The 22,325-nt window shown below is 44.5% G+C and carries 16 protein-coding genes and 2 riboswitches; of the genes, 8 read left to right on the top strand and 8 right to left on the bottom strand.

Annotation, left to right across the window (positions count from 1 at the left end; translation table 11 throughout):
- Window positions 1-453 precede the first annotated feature (453 nt).
- Entirely contained in the window at window positions 454-4,179 is a 3,726-nt protein-coding gene (locus ACFQWC_RS11985) for a S8 family peptidase (RefSeq protein WP_377107496.1), read from the top strand.
- 192 nt (window positions 4,180-4,371) lie between these two features.
- Here the strand turns inward: ACFQWC_RS11985 and ACFQWC_RS11980 are convergent, their stop codons facing one another.
- Both ACFQWC_RS11980 and ACFQWC_RS11975 read right to left on the bottom strand, forming a co-directional pair.
- Window positions 4,372-5,610 (bottom strand): S8 family peptidase, encoded by a 1,239-nt coding sequence (locus ACFQWC_RS11980; protein ID WP_377107494.1) that lies wholly within the window; start codon window positions 5,608-5,610, stop codon window positions 4,372-4,374.
- Between the two features lie 541 nt (window positions 5,611-6,151).
- Window positions 6,152-6,904, bottom strand: coding sequence for a DUF1836 domain-containing protein (locus ACFQWC_RS11975; RefSeq protein WP_377107492.1), 753 nt, complete (start codon window positions 6,902-6,904; stop codon window positions 6,152-6,154).
- 169 nt (window positions 6,905-7,073) lie between these two features.
- Between ACFQWC_RS11975 and htpX the strand changes: the two genes are divergently transcribed.
- Entirely contained in the window at window positions 7,074-7,955 is an 882-nt protein-coding gene (htpX, locus tag ACFQWC_RS11970) for a protease HtpX (protein WP_299745977.1), read from the top strand.
- A gap of 249 nt (window positions 7,956-8,204) precedes the next feature.
- Entirely contained in the window at window positions 8,205-9,569 is a 1,365-nt protein-coding gene (rlmD, locus tag ACFQWC_RS11965) for a 23S rRNA (uracil(1939)-C(5))-methyltransferase RlmD (protein ID WP_377107997.1), read from the top strand.
- A gap of 142 nt (window positions 9,570-9,711) precedes the next feature.
- Here the strand turns inward: rlmD and ACFQWC_RS11960 are convergent, their stop codons facing one another.
- The 3 genes from ACFQWC_RS11960 to ACFQWC_RS11950 are packed head-to-tail and all read right to left on the bottom strand — an operon-like array spanning window position 9,712 to window position 12,229.
- A complete protein-coding gene (locus ACFQWC_RS11960; RefSeq protein ID WP_377107490.1) occupies window positions 9,712-10,305 on the bottom strand; it encodes a hypothetical protein in 594 nt (197 codons plus the stop codon).
- Complete coding sequence (locus ACFQWC_RS11955; RefSeq protein WP_377107488.1) at window positions 10,302-11,327, bottom strand: ABC transporter permease subunit; 1,026 nt, start codon at window positions 11,325-11,327, stop codon at window positions 10,302-10,304. The genes ACFQWC_RS11960 and ACFQWC_RS11955 overlap by 4 nt, the downstream gene beginning before the upstream one ends.
- Window positions 11,324-12,229, bottom strand: a complete 906-nt coding sequence (locus ACFQWC_RS11950; RefSeq protein ID WP_377107486.1) for an ABC transporter permease subunit — start codon at window positions 12,227-12,229, stop codon at window positions 11,324-11,326. Before ACFQWC_RS11950 ends, ACFQWC_RS11955 begins: the two co-directional genes overlap by 4 nt.
- A 273-nt stretch (window positions 12,230-12,502) precedes the next feature.
- Between ACFQWC_RS11950 and ACFQWC_RS11945 the strand changes: the two genes are divergently transcribed.
- Entirely contained in the window at window positions 12,503-13,951 is a 1,449-nt protein-coding gene (locus tag ACFQWC_RS11945) for a protein adenylyltransferase SelO (RefSeq protein WP_377107484.1), read from the top strand.
- A gap of 129 nt (window positions 13,952-14,080) precedes the next feature.
- On the top strand, window positions 14,081-14,653 hold the full coding sequence (locus ACFQWC_RS11940) for an isochorismatase family protein (protein ID WP_377107482.1): 573 nt from the start codon (window positions 14,081-14,083) through the stop codon (window positions 14,651-14,653).
- Window positions 14,654-14,747: 94 nt separating this feature from the next.
- On the opposite strand, the gene nei is transcribed toward ACFQWC_RS11940, so the two are convergent.
- Window positions 14,748-15,572, bottom strand: coding sequence for an endonuclease VIII (nei, locus tag ACFQWC_RS11935; protein WP_299745991.1), 825 nt, complete (start codon window positions 15,570-15,572; stop codon window positions 14,748-14,750).
- Window positions 15,573-15,710: 138 nt separating this feature from the next.
- Window positions 15,711-15,816: riboswitch (SAM riboswitch) on the top strand.
- 94 nt (window positions 15,817-15,910) lie between these two features.
- Between nei and mmuP the strand changes: the two genes are divergently transcribed.
- A complete protein-coding gene (gene mmuP / locus ACFQWC_RS11930) occupies window positions 15,911-17,323 on the top strand; it encodes an S-methylmethionine permease (RefSeq protein ID WP_341357643.1) in 1,413 nt (470 codons plus the stop codon).
- On the top strand, window positions 17,292-18,242 hold the full coding sequence (gene mmuM, locus ACFQWC_RS11925; RefSeq protein ID WP_299745995.1) for a homocysteine S-methyltransferase: 951 nt from the start codon (window positions 17,292-17,294) through the stop codon (window positions 18,240-18,242). Before mmuP ends, mmuM begins: the two co-directional genes overlap by 32 nt.
- A 70-nt stretch (window positions 18,243-18,312) precedes the next feature.
- On the opposite strand, the gene ACFQWC_RS11920 is transcribed toward mmuM, so the two are convergent.
- Together ACFQWC_RS11920 and ACFQWC_RS11915 are read right to left on the bottom strand one after the other, a co-directional pair.
- Entirely contained in the window at window positions 18,313-19,674 is a 1,362-nt protein-coding gene (locus ACFQWC_RS11920) for a glucoamylase family protein (RefSeq protein WP_341357644.1), read from the bottom strand.
- Window positions 19,675-20,001: 327 nt separating this feature from the next.
- On the bottom strand, window positions 20,002-20,901 hold the full coding sequence (locus ACFQWC_RS11915) for a Gfo/Idh/MocA family protein (RefSeq protein ID WP_299745999.1): 900 nt from the start codon (window positions 20,899-20,901) through the stop codon (window positions 20,002-20,004).
- A 207-nt stretch (window positions 20,902-21,108) separates the two neighbouring features.
- A riboswitch (purine riboswitch) is annotated at window positions 21,109-21,212 on the top strand.
- A gap of 169 nt (window positions 21,213-21,381) precedes the next feature.
- Here ACFQWC_RS11915 and ACFQWC_RS11910 point away from each other — a divergent pair.
- Window positions 21,382-22,251: a 5'-methylthioadenosine/S-adenosylhomocysteine nucleosidase gene (locus tag ACFQWC_RS11910; RefSeq protein WP_299746001.1), complete on the top strand. Its 870-nt coding sequence runs from the start codon at window positions 21,382-21,384 to the stop codon at window positions 22,249-22,251.
- The last annotated feature ends 74 nt before the right edge of the window (window positions 22,252-22,325 follow it).

Raw genomic sequence — 22,325 nt, 5'->3', positions numbered from 1 at the left:
TGATGCGTTTGTACTAATGAAGGACCTTTCATTTCTCTCACAGAATGTGTTCTTTGTTCCGTCCTCTCAATTTACTCGATTTCACCACTTTCTATTTAGATTTAATGCTCAAAAAAATGTGTCAATATTCACAAAAAAGTTGAATGTAATCCACCATTCTCTTTGTGGCTAGTTCCCTACTCCCGAAAAATAACCCCAATTGAGAAAGGGACGGACTTAGACTTACAATTCAATTAACCACATAGCGTCTACACGACTTCAAGATACCTTACCTATCACATCCTCAGAACTTCAAAAAACGATCTTTATTTGGAGGTGATGATTGATTTGCATTCTAGTAGTCTTTCATTCTTTAAATCATTTTAGTAGGACTACATACCTTCTTCATTTTTTTCCCCAACAAGAGTCAACTTTTAAGAATCCATCAACATTTAATAGAATAGGAGAATGTTCATGAAAAAGCTTAACTTGAAACCACTTCTCGTTGGATCGATTGCCGCTACGATGATTTCAGGCACTATGTTTCAAGTGGATGCCCAAAGTGTCTCTTCCAAAGATGCTGATCCCACACAGTCAACAGTCGATGTGAATACGGCCATCAAGGGGGAGCACACCGTCACCCTTATCACAGGTGATGTGGTCAAGGTATCCACTCTGGAAAACGGCAAACAAATCATCAACGTGGAGGCTGCTGACAAGAATGGCGAAGGTGTCAGGGTCATGACCATCAAAGACGACACTTTCGTATTCCCGAACTCTGCCATGCCTTATATGGCTGCAGGTAAAATGGATGAAGACTTATTTAATATTACGAAATTGATTGAGTACGGGTATGATGATAAGAATCAAGCGTCTGTACCTGTCATCGTAGAATACAAGGAAACCAAGGCGAAGACTTTCTCAGCAGCTCCGGCGCCAAAAGGATCGAAGAAAGTGAGAGACTTGGAAAGCATTAATGGAGCGGCTCTTTCTGCCGAGAAAAAGCAGGCAGTAACATTCTGGAAAGACGTCACTGCTCAAAGTGAAAAGAAAGAAACGGAGAAAGCACCCTTATTTGAATACGGCGTTGATAAAATCTGGCTGGATGGCCGTGTAGAAGCAGCCCTTGATCAAAGTGTACCGCAAATCGAAGCCGATTCGGCTTGGGAACAAGGCTTTACAGGAGAGGGAGTCAAGGTTGCCGTACTTGATACTGGAATCGACTCGGAGCATCCGGATATAGCAGGTCAGATTGATGATGCTGTAAGCTTCGTACCTGGTGAAGAAGTGAAGGACGTCAATGGTCACGGAACCCATGTTGCCTCTACCGTTCTTGGAACAGGCGCAGGCGATGGAAAACATAAAGGTGTTGCTCCCGATGCCCGATTACTAGTTGGAAAGGTATTGAGTGATCAAGGATACGGGCAGGATTCCTGGATCATCGACGGAATGGAGTGGGCCTCAGAAAATGCCAAAATCGTCAATATGAGTCTTGGAAGCGATATGCCAAGTGATGGGACAGACCCAATGGCAGAAGCGGTGAATCGATTGACAAATGAAAATGGAACCTTATTCGTCATTGCTGCCGGCAACAGAGGCGGGGAAGGTACAATCGGATCGCCTGGTGCAGCTGATGCAGCCTTGACGGTTGGAGCAGTGGATAAAGAGGATGAACTGGCGTATTTCTCTTCCAAAGGTCCACGCTATGGGGACATGGGACTCAAACCGGATCTTTCAGCTCCTGGTGTGGGAATCGTCGCGGCTCGTTCTCAATATTCCAGTGGAACTGGAGATTATAAAAGTTTAAATGGTACATCAATGGCGACTCCTCATGTGGCGGGTGCAGCTGCCATTTTAGCTGAAAAGCACCCTGATTGGGACGGCACTACATTAAAACAGGCTCTGATGAATACGACAAAGAAGCTTGATGGTTACCAGCCTTATCATGTCGGTACAGGCCGGGTGGACATAGCAGCTGCCCTGGATACACAGGTAAGAGCAACAGGCTCGGTCTCATTCGGATTCTTTAAATGGCCTCATGATCAAGCAGCTCCAGTAGAAAAGGTAGTGACCTATACAAATGATAGTGAGGAAGAAATCACTCTTGAACTTGAATCAGCCTTTACAAATGCGGAGGGAGAAGAGGCACCAAACGGCATGCTCACAGTCTCTGATCAAACCGTTACGGTTCCTGCAGGAGGAACGGTGGACGTGAATGTAACACTCGATTCAACGCTTGGTGAAACTGGATCCCGATACCAAGGGTTCCTGACAGCCAAAAAAGACGGAACAGAACTCGTACGCACAGCGATGGCGATGGTCAAGGAAGAAGAGCGTTATCCACTCACCTTGAACGCAACAGATCGTGACGGATCGAAAGGACAAGCTTATGTCGTACTGTTCAGTGAAAAAATGGAGCCTGAAGTAGTGGGCGTAGATGGAACCCTCGAGCTTCGACTGCCACCTGGCACTTATTCCGCTATGTCTCTCATGGATGTCGACATGGATACGGATCACGCAGGAGTAGCCCTTGTCGGAAATCCGGAAGTGAAGCTTGACGGACCTAAAACAGTCGAGTTGGATGCACGAAAAGCGAAGGAAATCAAAGTAGAGGTACCGAAGAAAACAGAAGCGAATTACCAACGTATGGAGTACCATCAAACCATCGGTGATATGCCAATGACAAGTTTATACTTAATGCCGGTGTGGATCGATAAACTATATGCCGTACCGACCAAGGAAGTGCAAAGTGGATACTTCGAGCAGCTGACACGCTGGCGCCTGACCAAGCCACTATTGACGATCAATTTTAACGGAAAAGAATTGGATGATATCCCGTTGGCAGGAAGTACATTATTGGATGGAAAGTACAATCTGACTACGGTGTATGCCGGAAAAGGAAGCGCTGCTGACTTTGATCGATTAAAGGCAAAAGGAAAGGCAGTCGTAGTGGACCGGAATGCAGAAGTGAGCGTTTCACAGCAAGCAACAAATGCCGCGGCTGCAGGAGCGAAGCTGGTTATCGTTGTGAATAATGAAGATAAAGAATTCAGCGTTTATGCAGGAACTCCTGAATACACAGACAATCCATTAGCTGTTGCTGCTATCAGCAAAAAAGAAGGGGATAAGCTTGTAAAGGCGGTCCGTTCAGGGAATATTAAGCTTAAGGTGGAAGGGAACACTGATTCTCCATACGTGTATGACCTGATGGATGTCCATGAAGGATCCATCCCGAAGGACTTGACTTATGCACCAAAAGGCAAGGATTTAGCGAAAATAGATACGCGCTACAATTCACATCTTGAAACTGATGGAGGGGAATTCCGCTTTGACCTCCGTCCACATACAAGAGGAGCGGTAGGTTTCCTTCAAAAGGTTTCACTCCCTAGTGCCCGTACAGAATATGTTTCCGCAACAGAAGACACAGGATGGTATCATCAGGCCAACGTACTGGATGAGGGGTGGCAGGTCCGTCAACCGCTGAAGTCGTATGATGGAGGGGAGAAAATGACAGAGAACTGGTTCTCACCTGTAGTCCGTCCAAGTCTCGGAGATGGTTACTGGCCGCCGAGAAGACAGGGTGATTCCCTCCAAATCAATGTCCCTGCATGGGCTGATGCCGGAACAGGGAACACAGGCGGGACAGAATGGGATGTATCTTTCCAAAACCAGACCTCTCAGTTATACAAAGGGGATACGTTACTGAAAGAAGGAAAGGGACAGGCGTTGAATGTTTGGGACGTCTTACCACAAGAACGTACCCAATACCGATTCATCACAGATGCCAAACGTGATGAAAACCGCTGGAATACATCCACCCGCACACATACGGAATGGACCTTCTGGACGGAAAAAACAGAGAACTGGATGGAAGACCTCCCGTTCCTGACCCTTGATTACCAAGTGGATACAGATGTCAAAGGGGATGCCTTATCCAATCGTCCGACAAGTCTTGAGCTAACTGTAGGTAAAGTGAAAGAGGCTGTAGGCTACGGAAATGTAGAAGGTGCAACCCTGGAGGTATCGTTCAATGAAGGGAAGACCTGGAAGAAAGTAAAACTTAACCAAGAGGGGGATACGTTCAGCGTAACCATTCAAAACCCCAAAAACGCAACATCTGTTTCATTGAAGGCAAGTGCTTGGGATGATGAAGGAAATAAGATCACTCAGGAAATCATCAAGGCGTATGGATTAAGGTAGTTTTAGTAAAGAAGATGCCTATTTTTAGGGGCATCTTCTTCTACTTTAGTAAGACGGAAACATCTTTTAGAATGTTATTTTAGCAGAGGTGCAGAATGACAGATAGAGAAATAAGAAAGGGGACTACCTGAAATAAAGGAAGTCCCCATAAAGATTATTAAAATGTACATTATGGTTTCAATCACCTAAAAATCAGTTGACTGTCGGGAAACCAAATCCTGAAGCATAGTCATCACCTGTTGCAGCACCGGAGCCGCCCAAAATATCATTGCTCTTAGCACGATTTTGGATTTCGGCACGAAGCTGGGATGCAGATAGGCTAGGGTTTGCGGCCCAAATTTTTGCAGCTAACCCTGAGACATGTGGGGTAGCCATGGAAGTTCCACTGATTGTATGGTATGTTCCATCAAACCATGTAGATTCGATTGCTCGCCCTGGAGCAGAAACCTCTATATCACGCACCCCGATGACATAGTCCCCATCCGTATTTGGGTTTCCACGAGAAGAAAAGTCAGCTACACGATACGTTCCATTTTCCTGAACATCTTCAAGTGCAGCTACTGCTACAGCATTTACCAGGGCTCCAGGATAACCTATGGTGTTTGCACTTGGACCTGAGTTACCTGCTGCCGCTACGACTAATACGCCTTTGTTATAAGCGTAATTAACTGCATCCGTTATAAGTGGGCTTTCGGAACTGGAGCCCAGTGACATGGAAATTACCGTTTTTACGTTTAAGCGATCTGCTTCGTCTGCGGCATAACGAATCGCTGCTGCGATGTCATCCGAATAGCCTGAACCACGATCATTCAATACCTTATATGCCCAAAGCTTTGCATCAGGAGCTACACCGTAAATCCCATCGCCGGCTCCGCCATCAGCAAGGACCGTTCCGGCTACGTGAGTACCATGCCCGTTTTTATCTTCACAAAAGTTTGTAACAAGATTGGATTTTCTCTGTGAGAAGTCATTACATTGTTCAACGTTATTCGTAAGGTCAGAGTGATTTGTATTGGCACCGGTATCAAGTACGGCAACTTTAATTCCACTGCCTCCGGATGTTGTATTAATTGTCGGGTCCTCATACATAGCTTCAATTCCCCATGGTGTTTGGTCGATCGGTGCAGCAGTTGCTGTTCCGCCAGGCTTGGCAGCCAGTGAAACTTCCTCCACAAGCTTTACTGACAGGTTTTTATTCTTTTGAAGTGCATTGAACTGTCCTTCAGTCACTTCAGTGGAGAAACCACTTTGGTCGAAACTCCAGCGAACGCCGTAATTCTGCTTAGCATTATTTACTGCTTTTTCATTTGTTGAAGAAATGAGTACACGAACCTTTTCAGAGTTTTCAACCGCATCAACCGGACTTGTGTAGGCCGGTGCAACCAATAAAGCACTTAAGACGACGCTCCCTAAAATCTTTCCTACTTTCATTTCCAACATCCTCTCCTTTTATTTGTTACAATACTTACCCCACTTAAACGAATTGCGAAGAACGCGCTCCTCCCCACTAAAACGTTATTACAAGAATCATAGTGATGGGCGACTAAACCAATATGTAATGAATCTTGCAGATTAATCGTAACAAAATCTTATTATTAACTGAATAAGTCGAATTTTCTGTAAAAGTAAAATATTAGGATGCTGAAAAAATGAATGTTGAATTAATGCGTTATTTATGAAAATTTTCATTATAACCAGAAGGAATTGGTGTTTCTTTATAGGGATTAAGTCATGTGTTTTTTCAACCCATTATTGAAACTTTTTTAAGAATGGTTGTTTAGAAGTGGAATCGACAAATTCATGGAGTGTTTTTATCCCATTTGATTATGGAGGAAGGAGGAGAAGGGTTATTATCATCACTTGATCTGATGCGGAAAGTATTGAAAATTAACCGGCACTCTATTGTTCGGAATGCCTGAAGGATAATAAAAAAATCAACAAATGCCTGACCCCAGAGATGGTCAGGCACTTGTTAATTGATTCCCTGCAAAGTTAAGGCAGCCTTCACATACTTCTTCGTAGCAGCCTGGTAAAAAGCCGACTGTACAGTAAACACAGAAACGATCAACACATTCAGGACAATGTTGAGGTTCTCTTCTTTAACCCCTTCAAATGAAGGGAACAGCCGCTTACATTCTTCCTTAATAAATTGATCGATCAACTCATTGACTGAACCAGTAGCGGAACCTTTCATTGTTGGCAACGAACGATGATGAATTTTATCAAAGACGGAAGAGTAGGCAGCGTATAAATCGGTTGGGTTTACAATGTCATCTGTACGGTCTTCTATGTTGTTGAACACAAGGGTTAAAACCTTTCGAATGGATTCAAAATCCAGCGTTGCTTTTAGATCTTCAACGATGAATAGCATGGCAGCTTGTTCGATGGTATATTTCTTTCCGAATTGCGGAGATCCAATCAGCTCTTTCACATCACGCTTCACCCAGTTTTGGACGGTACTTTGGGGGAAGTTGGTGAATTCGATTTGATTTCCAAGAGAGACGATTTCATTTAGAGAGAAGCCGATTTCACGTTTAGTCGGTTTGATGATTTTTTGAACGATAGGAGGCATATCGCTTGAGATGAAGGACTCGACTGATTTTTCATCATTATGACTAATGTTCCACGCATCTTGTAGTACCATGAGCGGGGTACGGTAGGTTGTCCCGTTTAGGGATAATAGCAAGTCGGCCATATTTTTACGTGTCAGGTTAAACGTTTTCATCATGAACACCCTGTCTTTTTCCAATTATCTTCTTTAATACTACTGGTTCCCTTGGGTCTCGTCAATTCACCTGGTGAGAGAGAATTATTCTTGTATTTTACCTAAAAAAAATATATAATGATTTCAGATACAGGTTCAAATGAACTTGAAATGAGAGTGAGGAGACAAGATGGGGAAGCGAATATTTTATTTCCTTTTAACGAACGTTCTAGTACTACTGACGATTAGTATTATTTTTTCACTAACTGGAGCAGGTAACTACATTAATGCTTCAGGCGGAATTGATTTCGGAGCGTTACTGGTTTTTAGTGCGATTATTGGTTTTTCCGGGTCGTTCATTTCACTGGCCATGTCTCGTTGGATGGCAAAGAAAATGATGGGCGTCCGTGTATTAGATCCGAATGGAGCATTGTCTTCTGAGGAACAGATTGTTGTTGAAAAAGTCCACCGTTTATCAAGAGCGGCTGGTTTAGTGCATATGCCAGAGGTAGGAATTTACAACTCTCCTGAAGTAAATGCCTTTGCGACGGGTCCTTCGAAGAAACGCTCATTGGTTGCCGTTTCGACTGGATTGCTTCGCGAAATGGATGATGATGCAGTTGAAGGCGTCATCGCTCATGAGGTGGCCCACGTGGCCAACGGAGATATGGTGACCATGACGTTGCTTCAAGGTGTGGTCAACACCTTTGTCGTTTTTCTGGCAAGAATCGCTGCATGGATTGCGTCACGATTTGTAAGAGAAGAAATGGCACCAATCGTTCATTTTGTTGCTGTGATTCTATTCCAAATCGTATTCTCGATCTTGGGAAGTTTAGTTGTCTTCGCTTATTCCCGTCACCGTGAGTATCACGCTGACCGTGGAGGAGCTGACCTTGCCGGTAAGGATAAAATGGTCCACGCTCTGCAAATGTTAAAAGCATACTCAAGTCGTATGAAGGGTGATGATGACACAGCCATCTCCACATTAAAAATCAACGGAAGACGAAAATCAGCCATCTTCTCGACTCACCCTGATCTGGATGATCGGATCAGTCGATTGGAAGCGAAATAATAAATTTATGAGGTGCCTGACTCCGTTTGGGGGTTGGGCACTTTTTTTATCCTTGTAAGGGACGGAGGGACAGGTCCCTTGTCCCCATATCCACAAACTACTGAACTCAAGGAAGTGAATTGCATTGCATGGGACAAGGTGCCTGTCCCCATGTCCCTGTTGCATTCATCCTGCTTTTTTAATAAAGTATAGAGTTAGAGAGCATTTTGAAGGAGGACTCAGGAATTGACGAATATCAAACCAGAAACAATGGTTGCTACTATAGAAGAGTTGGATCAAAAAGGGTCGGGACAGGCTGTTATTTGGCGGGAGAATGAGCTTGGAAATCCGAAGAAGTTAAGGCTTACGATTCCGCAGACGCTTCCGGGAGAGAAGGTTCGTGTAACGGTTGATCAGCCTGATCGCAGAAGAAGGAAGGCCATGCCGGATGAAGTCCTTGAAGCCCATCCTGAAAGAACGGAAGCTCCATGTCCGCATTTTGAGCGGTGTGGCGGATGTGTGTGGCAGCATTGGGAATACGAGGGTCAGTTAAAACAGAAGACGGATCATGTGAAGCATGCTTTGGAAGTCCAAGGCTTTGACCCGAATTTAGTGAGAGACACCATGGGGATGGATAATCCTTGGCGTTACCGCAATAAGATGGAATTTACGTTTTCTCCTGAAGGTGCCCTTGGATTGCATGAGCAGGGGAATTTCAGAAAGATTATTTCGCTTGAAACCTGTTTGATTGCAAGTGTTGAAATGGTGGAAGCGACGATGGAAGTCGCTGATTGGGTGAAGGACCACGGATTAAAAGGATATGATAAAGATAAGCATGAAGGCTTACTGCGTCACTTAATGGTGAGACAATCCTTTGTAACGGGCGAGCTAATGCTTGCGCTTTTTGCCACAGAGGCACCCGGCGCTCATCAAACAGCGGTGGACGATCTTGTAAAGCGTGTCGGCGAGAAGTTCCCGCATGTGAAAAGCTTGCTATGGCTTGAGAACACAGCATGGGCAGACCGTACACAGGCGGAGGAAATCCATCTCCTGTCCGGTCGTGACTTTATTTATGATGAAATGGATGGATACCGTTTCCGTCTTTGGTTCGATACGTTCTTCCAGACGAATCCGACACAAGCTCAAAAGCTTGTTGACTTAGCGATCGAAATGGGACAGCCGAAGAAATCAGAAAAAATGATCGACCTTTTCTGTGGAGTGGGAACATTTTCTCTACCATTTGCCAGCAGGGTAGGAGAGCTTGCCGGCATTGAAATCGTTGAAAGTTCGATTGAATCTGCGAAACGTAATGCTGAAGATAATGGCATCTCGAACACGACATTCCTGGCGAAGGATGCTCGTAAAGGAATTGACCAAATGCTGGAGAGCTTTGGACATCCGGAATTATTAATGCTTGACCCGCCACGATCTGGTGCAGGCGGAAAAGTCATGAGACGAATCGGACGCGCCAAACCGGAACGCATCGTGTATGTTTCCTGTAACCCTGATACGTTCGCAACGGATATTAAGGAGCTTGAACCATTCGGATACACCCTGGATGCTGTGCAACCTGTTGACTTATTCCCTCAAACGGTGCACGTGGAATGTGTAGCAACACTGACACTGAATTCATGAGTACACGGAGAGATTCTTCTCGCATGAAAGGAAATACCTGACCCTGATTGGGGGCAGGTATTTTTTTGTTTATGATTAAGAGGGACGGACCTCTCCTCTGCCTCACAAGGCAAAATTCAATTGCAGAATAGAGGTCCGTCCCTCATTTCACTGGCCTGGATTTTTTCGGAATGTTCGTCAGGTTCCATTTAGCGGCATCACCGTTTGGGTCAGAGATGCTCACGATCGGGGCTACTTTGATCATCCCGGAGATGGGGTTTTCGTTGTACTCGAAATCGAAGTAGCCGATGTTCGGGGCGATGTCCTCCCCCCGGAGCCCATAGATTTCCTGAACCTTGGATTTTTGGATGGCGGGGTTAAAGATGACCTCCAGCTTGTAGCGCGATTCCGGATTGACCCGTTGCACCTTGATCTGGAAATTCCCGTCTTCGTCCACCACCCCGGTACTTTCCGTGACGTATTCCTCACTTTCTTCTCCCTGCCAGTTGATGACCCTTGCGTAGGATTCGAACTCACCATAATCCTTTAGCCCGGCAGACATGGTGCTATCCTCTGGAAGGTTGGATTGGCCTTCTACAATGAGTTCTTTTCCTTGAAGCAGGACCGTTCCGGTTATATCAACCCTGACTCCGGAAGGCGCATCCTGCTTTTGAGGAAGTTCGGTTGCCATTTCAACCCGGCATCCTGTCAGTAAAAACAGACTGACCGCCAGAATATACTTCAGCCTATTCCTCAATGGAATTCCTCCTTTGAGCGGTTTGTGAACGTAAAGGGATCTTCCAGTCGAGAAGAAGGTCCCCTCTTGTTGGAAGGAGTCTCGCCTTTCCCGACAGGAAGCGTATCCTCAAGAAGAACCTTTTTTAAAAACCTGCTTATCTCATTGATGCAAAAGATTGAAACGGCAAAAAAAGCAAGTGGTGTCAGCACCAGCCACGTATGCAGAAAGACCATTTGAATGTTGATACTCATCGTGGCCGCCCACTCATTTGTATAGGAAAAGTATTCCGGTATGTGCTCCATGATCCCGAACTCCTCCGTTTTCAGACCACCCAAACAGATATGGAGAACTCCAAGTTGAATGAGGAGGTACAGGGTCTGGGAGATTTGCTCGGAAAACATGACAAGGGCATGGCGGCTGAACTGGGGCCGTAAATGGCGCTTGATGATATAGAATCTGCTTGCTCCGATTTGTTTGGATACGGTAACGAAATCATTTTTTAGATACTCCTTCATTTCTTCCCCGATATACATCCCGAGTGAAGGAATCACGATGATCGCAATCACCACTATTTCAATGATCAGAAATTGAAACGAATACATCGCCCCTGACTCGAAGGCAAGCTGGAGTGGGGTGAGAAGAACAAAGGCAATGATTGCAAGTGGGATGAAGTTAAATGTATCCCCGATCCCTTTGATCATCTGTTTCGCCCAATCAGGAAGAAAAGCATACACAATACCGAACGCGAACCCGCCGACCATGCGGAGCAGTGCAATGACCATTGCCGATAACAGCGTATATTTCGCACCGGCAAGGAGCAAATAGAATAAATTCCGTCCGAGTTTATCACTGCCCAAAGGGGGCATTTCCTCCATTGTATATGGAGGATCCGCGATTATTCGTCCAGAATCATCCTTTAAATACGGCGGCCCAGGTTCGAGCAGTTCTGGATATATGGCCGGTATGATGAAGCTCGCTGAAAGCATGACAAAGAGAAAACCAACGGGCAGCCAGAACCGGAATGATTTAAGAATCCTCATGAACTGACCTCCTCTCCAGACAGCCATTTTTTCAGTAAAATAGCACCTAATGTAAACACAATGAAGAATGGTATATAAATCATCAGCATCCCGATGAAAAAGGCACTTGGCGTATTGATGGAAACATCGAGGAGCACATTCATGAATCCGTTGATATTAAAAAGTATCTCAATGATCAACAGGTTTGAAAGCATAAGCAGAAAAATCGGTTTGATGTGATAATAAAAGTGAATCCACACATTTCGGAATAGGTGAACCCATACTGTATAGGCTTTTGAGAAACCCTTCGAATAGGAATATTCGACATATGGTTTTTCCTCTTCTTCCTGAAGCTGGAATAAGAAATGCTTCGTTAAAAAAGCAATTGGCATGATCGCAAGACAAATGATCGGGAGCAGATAGATTTTTTCATCCCCAAGGGTGTAGATGTCAAACAGCAAAATATCCGTCTTTTTGAAAAACCAGACAATGAAAAGTTGGATAAATACGATAATCAGAACATCCGGGAGGGAATCCAGTGAATCCAGCAAACGGAAGCAGATCTGATAAATTTTCTTAGGCAGAAACATAAACAAGTAGCTAACAAGGGAAGACGTGACGGCAGCAAGAAAAAAGGCCAGGAGCAAGAGCGAGAACGAGTAACCGAACAGCTGAAAAAACAACGGATAAATCGGGTAGCTTTTGAAGTCCATTGGATCCCCGATTTTGATGATAATGGAGCCTGGTCGGAGCATTTCGGGTCCCATCTCCTGCAAGGTTTGAAGATATTTCCCCAGCATGATGACCAATTCCGTATCATACGCAAGCAGAGAACCGGCACCGCTGAAAAGGAATAATCCGATGCATGTGAGCAAGAATTGAATGGGAAGACCGATGACATTGAACTTTCTCAGTAAAAACACCCCCAAAGTCTTTTAGAAGTATTATATCTTTGCATTACAAAAATTTCAAAATAATTTTAATTTTTACAATAGTGTTAATTTGCTGGATGTTATTCTTGGTATAGGAATTCATGCCAATGAAAATCCTATCAGTAGTGATACATACGCAGGTGCCATATAGGACATTAGCCGAGAAGAACGTTATAATGATGGTGACATAAAAGGGAACTACACAAAAATCATAGACGGTCTATGGTTTTTTGTTTTATTTATGAAAAGAAGGAGATGACGATAATGGGAAATCAAGCAGGTTGGAATCTCGAGAACAGCTATACCACACTTCCAAGTTCTTTTTTTACTAGACAGGATCCGACTCCTGTTCAAGCTCCAAAGCTGATCGTACTGAATGAACGAGTGGCTGAGTCGCTGGGGCTGGACGCGGGGAAACTTGGAGAAGAGGTAGAGGTATTTGCTGGTAACCGAATTCCGGAAGGTGCCGAACCCCTTGCTCAAAGCTATGCCGGGCATCAGTTTGGCCATTTTACTATGCTGGGAGACGGTCGTGCAGTCCTGATCGGTGAACAGATCACCCCATCAGGTGAGCGTTTTGATATCCAGCTCAAAGGGGGAGGGAGAACCCCTTATTCCCGAGGTGGGGACGGTCGCGCGGGACTTGGACCGATGCTCAGGGAGCATATCATCAGTGAAGCCATGCACGGACTTGGGGTTCCGACTACCCGGAGCTTGGCGGTGGTGACTACGGGTGAACCGATTTATCGGGAAACGGAACAGCAGGGTGCGATCCTGATCCGCGTAGCGGCTAGTCATCTTCGTGTCGGTACTTTTCAGTTTGCTTCTAAATTTGGAACGGTAGATGATCTCCGCGCACTGGCTGATTATGCAGTTGAGCGTCATTACCCGGAAGGTATGAATGCACCGAACCGTTATCTTTACCTGTTAAAAGAAGTCATCAAGCGCCAGGCTGCACTCATTGCCAAGTGGCAAATGGCCGGGTTCATTCATGGTGTGATGAACACAGATAACATGACGATCAGCGGAGAGACCATTGATTATGGACCATGCGCTTTTATGGATACGTATGACCCGGCAACAGTATTCAGCTCCATTGATACCGGGGGACGTTATGCCTATGGCAATCAGCCTCAAATTGCCGGTTGGAACCTTGCCCGATTTGCCGAAAGTTTGTTGCCGATTCTTCATGATGAACAAGAAGAGTCGCTGAAACTTGCTCAAGATGCTGTGCTGGAATTCCCTAAGCTGTATGAAGCTCGCTGGCTCGACGGAATGAGAGGGAAACTCGGTATTTTCAACAAAGAAGAAGGGGACGAATCCCTTGCAAAAGATCTTCTGGGATTAATGAAAGAGAATCGTGCCGACTATACGAATACATTCCGTTCATTAACAAATGAGGAAGAAATCGATCTGTTTAAAAATACTGAATTTATTCAATGGAAAGAACGCTGGGAAGAAAGACTAAACAGGCAAAAAGAATCGAAAGAAGCAACTCATCAGTTAATGCGAAAAAGCAATCCGTCGGTGATTCCCCGGAATCATCGTGTGGAGGAAGCGTTGGAAGCTGCTGTGAAAAGCAATGATTACAGCGTAATGGAGCGTTTGCTTGAGGTCCTTAAGAATCCTTACCAGTACACGACAGAACAGTGCGAGTACACCAAACTCCCGGAACCATCTGTTCGTCCTTACCGAACGTATTGCGGTACATGAAGAATGAACCTGTAACAGGAAGCCCAAAAGGTTTCCTGTTTTTTTTGTGTGTAAGAGGACTTTCTCATTGATAAGTCGAAACTATTCAAAGATAGTTGAGGAGAAAATGGAGATAAAGGAGTTTTTCTATTGAACCAAGCATTGCTCGTGATTGATGCCCAGCAGGAATTAATTGAAGGAAATGAAGGGGAACAAGCTGTATTCCAAAAAGAGAGGCTGATTGAAACCATCAATCGGGTCATCCAAATGGCAGCCGAAGCGGGTGCTCATCCCGTCTTTATACGGGATAAGGATGTCGGAGGCGGGGAAGGTGACGGATTCCAGGTTCACAGGGAGATCCATGTTCCGGACAACGCTGTTGTGTATGATAAATTAGCGACAAATTCGTTTTATGGTACGCCTTTATTAAGCTTTTTAAAAGACAATAAGGTTGAACATGTCGTCATCATGGGCTGCCAAACAGAATATTGTATCGACACCGCTGTTCGGTATGCAACGGTTAATGGATTGGATGTAACCCTGGTATCGGATGGTCACTCAACGAAGGATTCATCCGTGTTGAAGGCTGAACAAATCATCCAGCACCATAACAAGGCTTTGTATGGTCATTATAATGTAGATCATTTCTCCGACGTCAGACAATCCGATGAAGAGTTGTTTCAGCCGAAGCATGATTATTATCGGGAGAAATACGGAATGTAGAATAGAAGAGCTCATTTTGTCAGATCTGATGAGATGAGCTTTTTACTGTAACACAGTTATCTTTGTTCATGGGAGGCGAGGGGGTGCAGGGAACCTATCTCCCAACCTGACATACCGGACAAAAATACAACCGCCTCGAAGCTGCGACCGTCTTCTCAATTTCACTCCCACAAATAAAGCATGATGCTCCTTCCCGATTGAATACCCAATGTCGATATTTTGAGCGCTTCTCTCCTTGAGCTTTTAACTTATCAACAAGTTCAAGATCGTTTGTAATTCCCCCAGTCTTATAGGATTGCATCATTAAATGAATGATTGCCTCTGATGTTTTCATCAATTGATCTTTCGTACAGTCAATCGGACGGAGAGAAGGGTGGATGCCTGCTGCAAACATGATCTCAGATCTCAAATAATTCCCGATTCCTGCTACAAACCCTTGATCTAATAAAAGAATCGACCACTTTCTTTTGTAGAATCGTTTGTCTTTCATTCTTTGGAGCAACTCGTCCGCTGTTACTTCTTCACTCAAAATATCGGGTCCCACTTTTGCAACGAAAGGATGCTCAGGTACCTCTTCATCACGGAGGACTTCAATATCAGATGCACTGTAAAGAAGTGCCGACTTTTTCTCATTATGTAGAGCCAATCTGAGCTGGCGGTTTGTCTTCGGATAATTGTAAAGGTTCCTGATGTACCACTTTCCATAGAGTTGATTGTGTGAATAAATGGTGTAGCCATTGTCAAAGCGGATAAGCATGGCTTTTCCTTTCGTATCCACTCTGGTCACGATCGATCCTTTTAAAAGGTCTTCGTACTCTTCTAAATGAGGGAAGGCAAAGTACACATCTTGTACGTTTTTATTTTTAAGAGCGCGCTCTACTCCATCTGCAGCTCTTCTGATTTCCGGACCTTCTGGCATGGCAGTTTCTCCTTTTTTAGTATAGTTGTTCCCTTTTTTCTTTCCGAAGTAACATTCGGATAGGCTGGGCTGCTCATCTGTTTCATGTTCTTGACATTATTCCAATATATTGATAAAGTTTTAAAAAATCTACATATTTTCTTATCCAGAGAGGTGGAGGGACTGGCCCTTTGAAGCCTCAGCAACAGGTCTGTGAAGATACTGTGCTAATTCCAGCGGGTGATTCAAACCTGATAGATAGGAGCAATCTTTTATTTGTCGGTGACGCACTCGTTCAGGGTGCGTTTTTTGTTTGTCCACTTATTCCACAATATATTCAGGAGGAAGGGTGTTTTTTTATGGAACACGCAGGTCAGAGTTTTAAAAGGAAGATGAAGACACGGCATTTGGTGATGCTGTCTCTTGGAGGGGTGATCGGAACCGGGCTATTCTTGAGTTCGGGTTATACGATTCATCAGGCTGGACCGTTTGGGACGATCCTTGCTTATTTGATTGGGGCGCTGGTTGTTTATCTTGTGATGCTTTGCTTAGGCGAGCTTTCTGTCCATATGCCGGAGACGGGATCCTTTCATAGTTATGCTGCAAAGTTCATTGGTCCAGGCACCGGTTACACGGTGGGCTGGTTATATTGGCTGACATGGACAGTGGCATTGGGGTCGGAGTTTACGGCGGCTGGCTTGATGATGCAGCGCTGGTTTCCTTCGATTAGTGTATGGATATGGAGCGCGGTCTTTGCTGCGTTGATTTTTGGACTTAATGCATTGTCAGTGCGGTTTTTTGCTGAATCTGAATTTTGGTTTTCTTTAGTAAAAGTGATTTCGATTGTTGCGTTTATTGTGATCGGGGCAGGGGCGATTGTCGGGTTCATCCCTCTCGGTCAATCAGAGCCCGCTCCGTTTTTCTCGAATATCACAAGTTCAGGGTTGTTTCCGAATGGGGCATTTGCCATCTTGATGACCATGCTTGCCGTGAACTTTGCCTTTTCAGGAACAGAATTGATCGGGGTTGCGGCGGGAGAAACGGAGAATCCATCAAAATCGATTCCTAAAGCTATCCGCACCACGCTTGTGAGATTGATCATCTTTTATGTAGGGACGATTGTCGTATTATCTGCTTTATTACCGAGCCAGTCAGCCGGTATATTGGAAAGTCCTTTCGTAGCGGTGCTAGGACGGATTGGAATCCCATATGCCGCCGATATCATGAATTTTGTTATTATAACGGCCATTTTATCAGCCGCAAACTCAGGTTTGTATGCTTCTTCCAGAATGCTATGGTCGCTGGCAGATAAGCAAACCATCTCACCGATCTTTGCCAAATTGACTGATAGGGGAGTCCCTCTCAATGCGATTGTATGCAGCATGCTGGGAGGGGGACTGGCCTTGCTTTCAAGCATCATTGCACCGGGAACGGTCTACATCGTATTGGTTTCGGTCTCAGGCCTTGCGGTAGTGATCGTGTGGATGAGCATTAGTGCTGCCCAATTTCTATTTCGAAGACAGTATATAAAGGAAGGAAACGATGTGAAAGATCTGGCTTATCGGACGCCGCTCTACCCACTCGTTCCCATTGCGTCATTTCTGCTTTGTCTAGCTTCTTGTATCGGCATTGCCTTTGATCCCACTCAGAGGATAGCCCTTTATTGCGGAATCCCGTTTATCGTCCTTTGCTATGGAAGCTATTATCTAACACAATACGTAAAGAAAAGAGGAAAAGGTTATGTCGAATCAACTGAAGCTAAATCCCATTGATAGTATTTTACAAAAACATTCCCCACTGATTTTAGATGGAGCATTAGCCACAGAGCTGGAATCCCATGGCTTTGATTTAAACGATTCCCTTTGGTCTGCCCGTATACTTCTTGAAAAACCGGAAGCGATTGAGAAGGTTCATGCTGATTATTTCCGTGCAGGAGCCGATTGTGCGATTACAGCCAGCTACCAGGCAACGGTGGATGGTTTTAAAAAGCGAGGAATAGAGAAACCTGAAGCGCTGGAATTAATCAAGAGAACGGTTACTCTTGCCAAACAGGCCCGGGATGAATTCTGGAAGGAAGAGAAGGGCAATGCGAATCGGCCGAAACCAATCGTTGCAGGTTCTGTAGGACCTTACGGGGCATACCTTGCTGACGGCTCTGAATACGTTGGGAACTATGGAGTAAGTGATCAACATTTAGCAGATTTCCATTTTCCAAGAATCCAGGCATTAGTGGAGGCGGGTGCTGATTTGTTGGCATTCGAAACCATCCCGTCCTTGCAGGAAGCAAAGGTACTAGCTTCACTTCTGAAAGAATTTCCAGATACCTGCGCCTGGCTGTCTTTTTCATTAAAGGATGGAGAGACGATAAGTGATGGAACGGGGATTGAAGAGTGCGCGTGTGTGTTCAATGACGATGAACAAATCGCTGCAATTGGTGTGAATTGTGCACCAATTCCTGCGGCCAAGAAGGCGATAAGCGTATTAAGCAGAAACACTGACAAACCACTCATCGTGTACCCGAACTCAGGTGAGTCTTACAATGCTGAGACCAAAACGTGGCATGGGGAGGAAGGGTGCTCGGCGTTTGATGAGCAATCAGTAGTTTGGTACGAGGCAGGTGCCCGTATCATTGGTGGTTGCTGCCGGACGGATCCGGGTCAAATTGAGGCGTTGGCGAAGAGATGGAGGTAGGCAGTAACACTTAAAATACAAAAAGCCCAAGTAATACATCCACTTGGGCTTTTACATTATCTTCGCTACATTATTTAATAGAGAACGTCTCTTTTATCAGCAGGTCCTCAGGTGATTTCCCGATTTGATCTTGATGGAAGTAATCTCTGATGACTCCATCTTTTAAATAATTGACGATTGAGACCATTGTCATACCTTGATCTAAGGCGAGGTAGGCTTGTGTCACTTCACCTGTTTCCACATTGACTGAATCAAGGAAGCCGTATTTCCCGTACATATCGAAACGTTTCAACGCTTGGATGTTTTTGAACGCTTCCATCGGTGCGTATTCAAGTGCAAGGAAAGTGGCGTGTGGAGTGACAGTGCCATCTGACTTATAGCCGTCCATGCCTAATGGAGTAGCGGCAAATTCTGAATAGTTATCCGGTGTGGCTGCTGGTGACATGCCCCAGGCTGCATACCCTTGCTCTTTAGCATATTGAATCTGGATGTCTACATGACGCTTATTGTTCAAGCCAAGTGCGTTCTTCCCGAGTTCTTTCTCCTTCAGTACAAGCTGTGGCATCAATGCTTCAAACATGCTTCCTCCCCAGCTTGGTACATATTTAGTGCCCTTGTAGCTGTAATGTCCTTCGAAGACATCTACGCCGTCATATGTTTCTGTATATCCTTCAGGAATTTGAGCCTGCCAATCCCAGCTTTCAGGCATGGTGCGGAACATTCTCCACCAATGTTCTTCCGGTACGTCCTCTTTCCCGATGGCGATGTAGCTTGCTACGCGTGGTTCAGTATAGAAGGCACCATAATGATGAGAAGTATAGCTCTCGGTTGCTACATCATATCCGCCCCGCATTTGTCCTACTTCCGGTGTGTAAAGAGTGGAATAATCCATGTCCTCTACTAATGCGTGGGTCTCTTCATAGAGTTCCGGATACGCTTGTCCCACTACAACGAGTCCTGCAGATAGCCATCCATTATCAACAGTTGAAATGAATTGCCCCCAATCTGTCATGAGCGTTGCATCTTCTGTATAGTACCAGTTGTAAAATAATCCGTTCCATTTTTCCATAGCTTTTAATGAATTCAACGTCTTTTCGATGTTTGTCACGGCATCTTCACGTGAGATCAGGCCGACTTCCTCAGCTGAAATCGTACTCATCATATACATGGCGATGTTCGTTGGTGACGTGAATTTCTGGGCATTGATCTCCCCATTATCCATTCGTACGGCATCATAAGTGAGACCGGTTTTCTTATCTGTAAAATCCTCGAAGTATCGATAGGTATTTTTTGAAATCGCTTTCAATTGTTTGGACAAAGCGATCTCTTTTCCTTTGGTTGTGTGCTCTGCAGAAGCCGCAGCAGGGGTTGTGGCGCTGACGATTAGCAATAAAGCTAACAGCAAAGAAAAATATTTCTTCAAATTTGACACTTCCTTTCAATTTGGTGAAACGTTTCGATTAAAGTATACAAGAGTGATCAAGAGACGTATATCACTCAATAGTAACAATTATCTGAAAATAAGAAGTAGGTATATTACATCTCTTGTGAGTCTTTTATACTAGTGGAATCGGCAAGTAAACTCTATAGCCAGATCCGTCTCTCAATGCATAGAGTGCTAACATATTGAAACGCTACTATCTTTTTCTTTCTGGATAAAGTGTTATTGGTTTTTATTAAAGAGGGACGTGGGGACAGGTTCCTTGTCCCGACACCCTTTTCATGAATGGGACAAGGAACCTGTCCCTAGTCCCATGCCCTACTCAATCATCCCGACAATCCTCTCACAAATTTCATGGGTTACGAGTGAATCCTCAATCGATGGGTCAGGCGTTGTACCATTTTGCACACAAGCTATGAAATGATCCACTAAATCATAAAACCCACGCTTATACAAAGTAGGCTCCCAATCACCAAATGAAGAAGAGCTGACTTCTTTATTATGATAGTGAGTCGTTTCCACGAGACTGTCGACGACATATTTATGATGTCCTGCAGAGTACTCGATGATTTCTTCCGTCACACCGCCATCACGGTTCATGATGCCCACAGCGGTACAGCCGTCACCGATCAACTGGATGACTAAATGATGAAGCTTGTCTTCTTTTTTTAGATGCTGAACCCTTACATCCTGAACCTCTGTATCCATTAAGAATCGCAGAGTATCTACAACATGGATGAAATCTTCTACGACGAACCTTCTGGCGTAATCAGGTAAAGCGTATCTGTTTTTTTGCATAAGAAGGAAGCTCGGTTTTCCGTGTTCTTTAAGCTCTTTCACTTTTGGTATGAAACGCCTGTTGAAACCAACCATAGCGATTTTGCCACTCTCTTTTGCAAGCTGGACGATTCTTTCGGTTTCGTGAAAGTTCAAGGAAATCGGCTTATCTATGTAAACGTTGATGCCATTCTCGAGTAGTTTTTCCGTTATTTCAAAGTGTGCTTCGGTAGCCGTACTCACAAATGCTGCGTCTATATTGGTTGCTATCAGTTCTTCTACAGTCTGTACCTTTTCCTGGATCCGATATTTGTTTGCCAGAGCATTCAGGGTTTCAGCATTCCTCGTGCAAAGCACCAGCTCGACTCCTTCTTTTTCAGAGAGAACTGGCAGGTAGGCTTTCTTGGCGATATCTCCTAATCCGATAAGTCCGATTTTCATGATTTTCACCCCGTTGTTTATTTTGTAGCTTCCTTTCATTATATTAATCTTGATTGATATATCAAATGTAAGGCTTTTCTGCATGAAGATCCCTTTTAATCGTGACTAATGTGCATCTACTGAAACACGAACAATTAACACATTAATAAAAATAATATTCGTATTTCGGTTGAATAATTAATTTGGGTCTGGTATAGTAGCACAGTACTGATTTTACATATCGTTACTCGTATATCCTCGGTAATATGGTCTGAGTGTTTCTACCTGGTTCCCATTATAAGAACTAGACTACGAGTTGAAGTATTCGGTTTTACGCCTTTTTTGACGTAGCCACTTTGTGATGCACATCCCTGTTCATCACCTATACTTTGACTTCGAAGGTCTGGAAAGTAGAAACCACTCTACATGTTCTGGATCTTTTTCTTTTGGTCAAAACAACGAGATATCAACATCAGGAAAAAACGAAAAAGGAGAGATTTAATGAAAAAGAAACTGGCTTTATTCGCATCATTATCCTTACTCGCATTGTCCTTATTTACTGGATGCAGTTCCACTTCACAGACTGCAGCTAAGGAAGAAAAGGCAGAGAGGCCCATTATGATTCAAGGTCCAATGCCGATTGAAGCTGAAAAGTTTGCAGGGAAATTAGAAAATGTGAAAGAAGAAAAATCGGGATCATTTGTTTTTTATATAGGAACGCTTGATGATTATCCTGTCATCGTTGCCAAAACCGGTAAAGGGATGGAAAACACGGCAGCAGCTACTGCGGTAGCCATTGAGAAATACGATCCAATCGCCATCATCAACCAAGGAACATCAGGTGGACATGACCCTGAACTACATGTATTTGATATCGTATTAGGAGAAAGAACCGTGAACCTGGGTTCATTGAAAACTGCTGACAAAGCTGATAACGAAGGAATTGATCCAACCGTCTGGAAGCCGATGGACTTAATGGCTTCTGAAGGCAGTGCAGGTGAAGACCCAAATGCTGAAAAGATCCGTTATTACGATGGAGACGAGGACTTACTTGAAGCTGCCAAAGCAGTGAAGGATACATACACTGATGGTAAGATCGTCGAGGGCACAATCGGATCTGCCGACGTGTGGAATAATGAAGTGGACCGCATCCAATGGTTCCATGAGAAATACGGTACTTCTGTAGAGGAGATGGAAGGTGCCGCAGCAGCACAGATTGCCGGTGCATATGATGTAGCGTTCCTGGGAATCCGTGTACTGTCCAATAACAAGACAAACGGTGGAGCATACAACCCGGAAACCGCATCATCGAATCAGGAATATGTCTATGAAGTGGTGAAAGAATATATTTCCACTATGGAAAATAAATAATGTTGTGGGGCCAGCCCCCTGGTAAACTAATGCGTTAGTGAGCCGGGGGCTGGCCTCTTTTTTATATAAAAAGT

The sequence above is a fragment of the Rossellomorea sp. GCM10028870 genome (assembly GCF_042666755.1).
GTDB lineage: Bacteria > Bacillota > Bacilli > Bacillales > Bacillaceae_B > Rossellomorea.
The sequence above is the reverse complement of the archived record's forward strand: the minus strand, read 5'-3'. Positions and strand labels throughout refer to the sequence as shown.

Excerpts from the sequence above, each read along its gene's own strand:
- ACFQWC_RS11985 (WP_377107496.1), top strand. The coding sequence starts at position 454 with ATGAAAAAGCTTAACTTGAAACCACTTCTCGTTGGATCGATTGCCGCT.
- ACFQWC_RS11980 (WP_377107494.1), bottom strand. The coding sequence starts at position 5,610 with ATGAAAGTAGGAAAGATTTTAGGGAGCGTCGTCTTAAGTGCTTTATTG.
- ACFQWC_RS11975 (WP_377107492.1), bottom strand. The coding sequence starts at position 6,904 with ATGAAAACGTTTAACCTGACACGTAAAAATATGGCCGACTTGCTATTA.
- htpX (WP_299745977.1), top strand. The coding sequence starts at position 7,074 with ATGGGGAAGCGAATATTTTATTTCCTTTTAACGAACGTTCTAGTACTA.
- rlmD (WP_377107997.1), top strand. The coding sequence starts at position 8,205 with ATGGTTGCTACTATAGAAGAGTTGGATCAAAAAGGGTCGGGACAGGCT.
- ACFQWC_RS11955 (WP_377107488.1), bottom strand. The coding sequence starts at position 11,327 with ATGAGGATTCTTAAATCATTCCGGTTCTGGCTGCCCGTTGGTTTTCTC.
- ACFQWC_RS11945 (WP_377107484.1), top strand. The coding sequence starts at position 12,503 with ATGGGAAATCAAGCAGGTTGGAATCTCGAGAACAGCTATACCACACTT.
- nei (WP_299745991.1), bottom strand. The coding sequence starts at position 15,572 with ATGCCAGAAGGTCCGGAAATCAGAAGAGCTGCAGATGGAGTAGAGCGC.
- mmuP (WP_341357643.1), top strand. The coding sequence starts at position 15,911 with ATGGAACACGCAGGTCAGAGTTTTAAAAGGAAGATGAAGACACGGCAT.
- mmuM (WP_299745995.1), top strand. The coding sequence starts at position 17,292 with ATGTCGAATCAACTGAAGCTAAATCCCATTGATAGTATTTTACAAAAA.
- ACFQWC_RS11915 (WP_299745999.1), bottom strand. The coding sequence starts at position 20,901 with ATGAAAATCGGACTTATCGGATTAGGAGATATCGCCAAGAAAGCCTAC.
- ACFQWC_RS11910 (WP_299746001.1), top strand. The coding sequence starts at position 21,382 with ATGAAAAAGAAACTGGCTTTATTCGCATCATTATCCTTACTCGCATTG.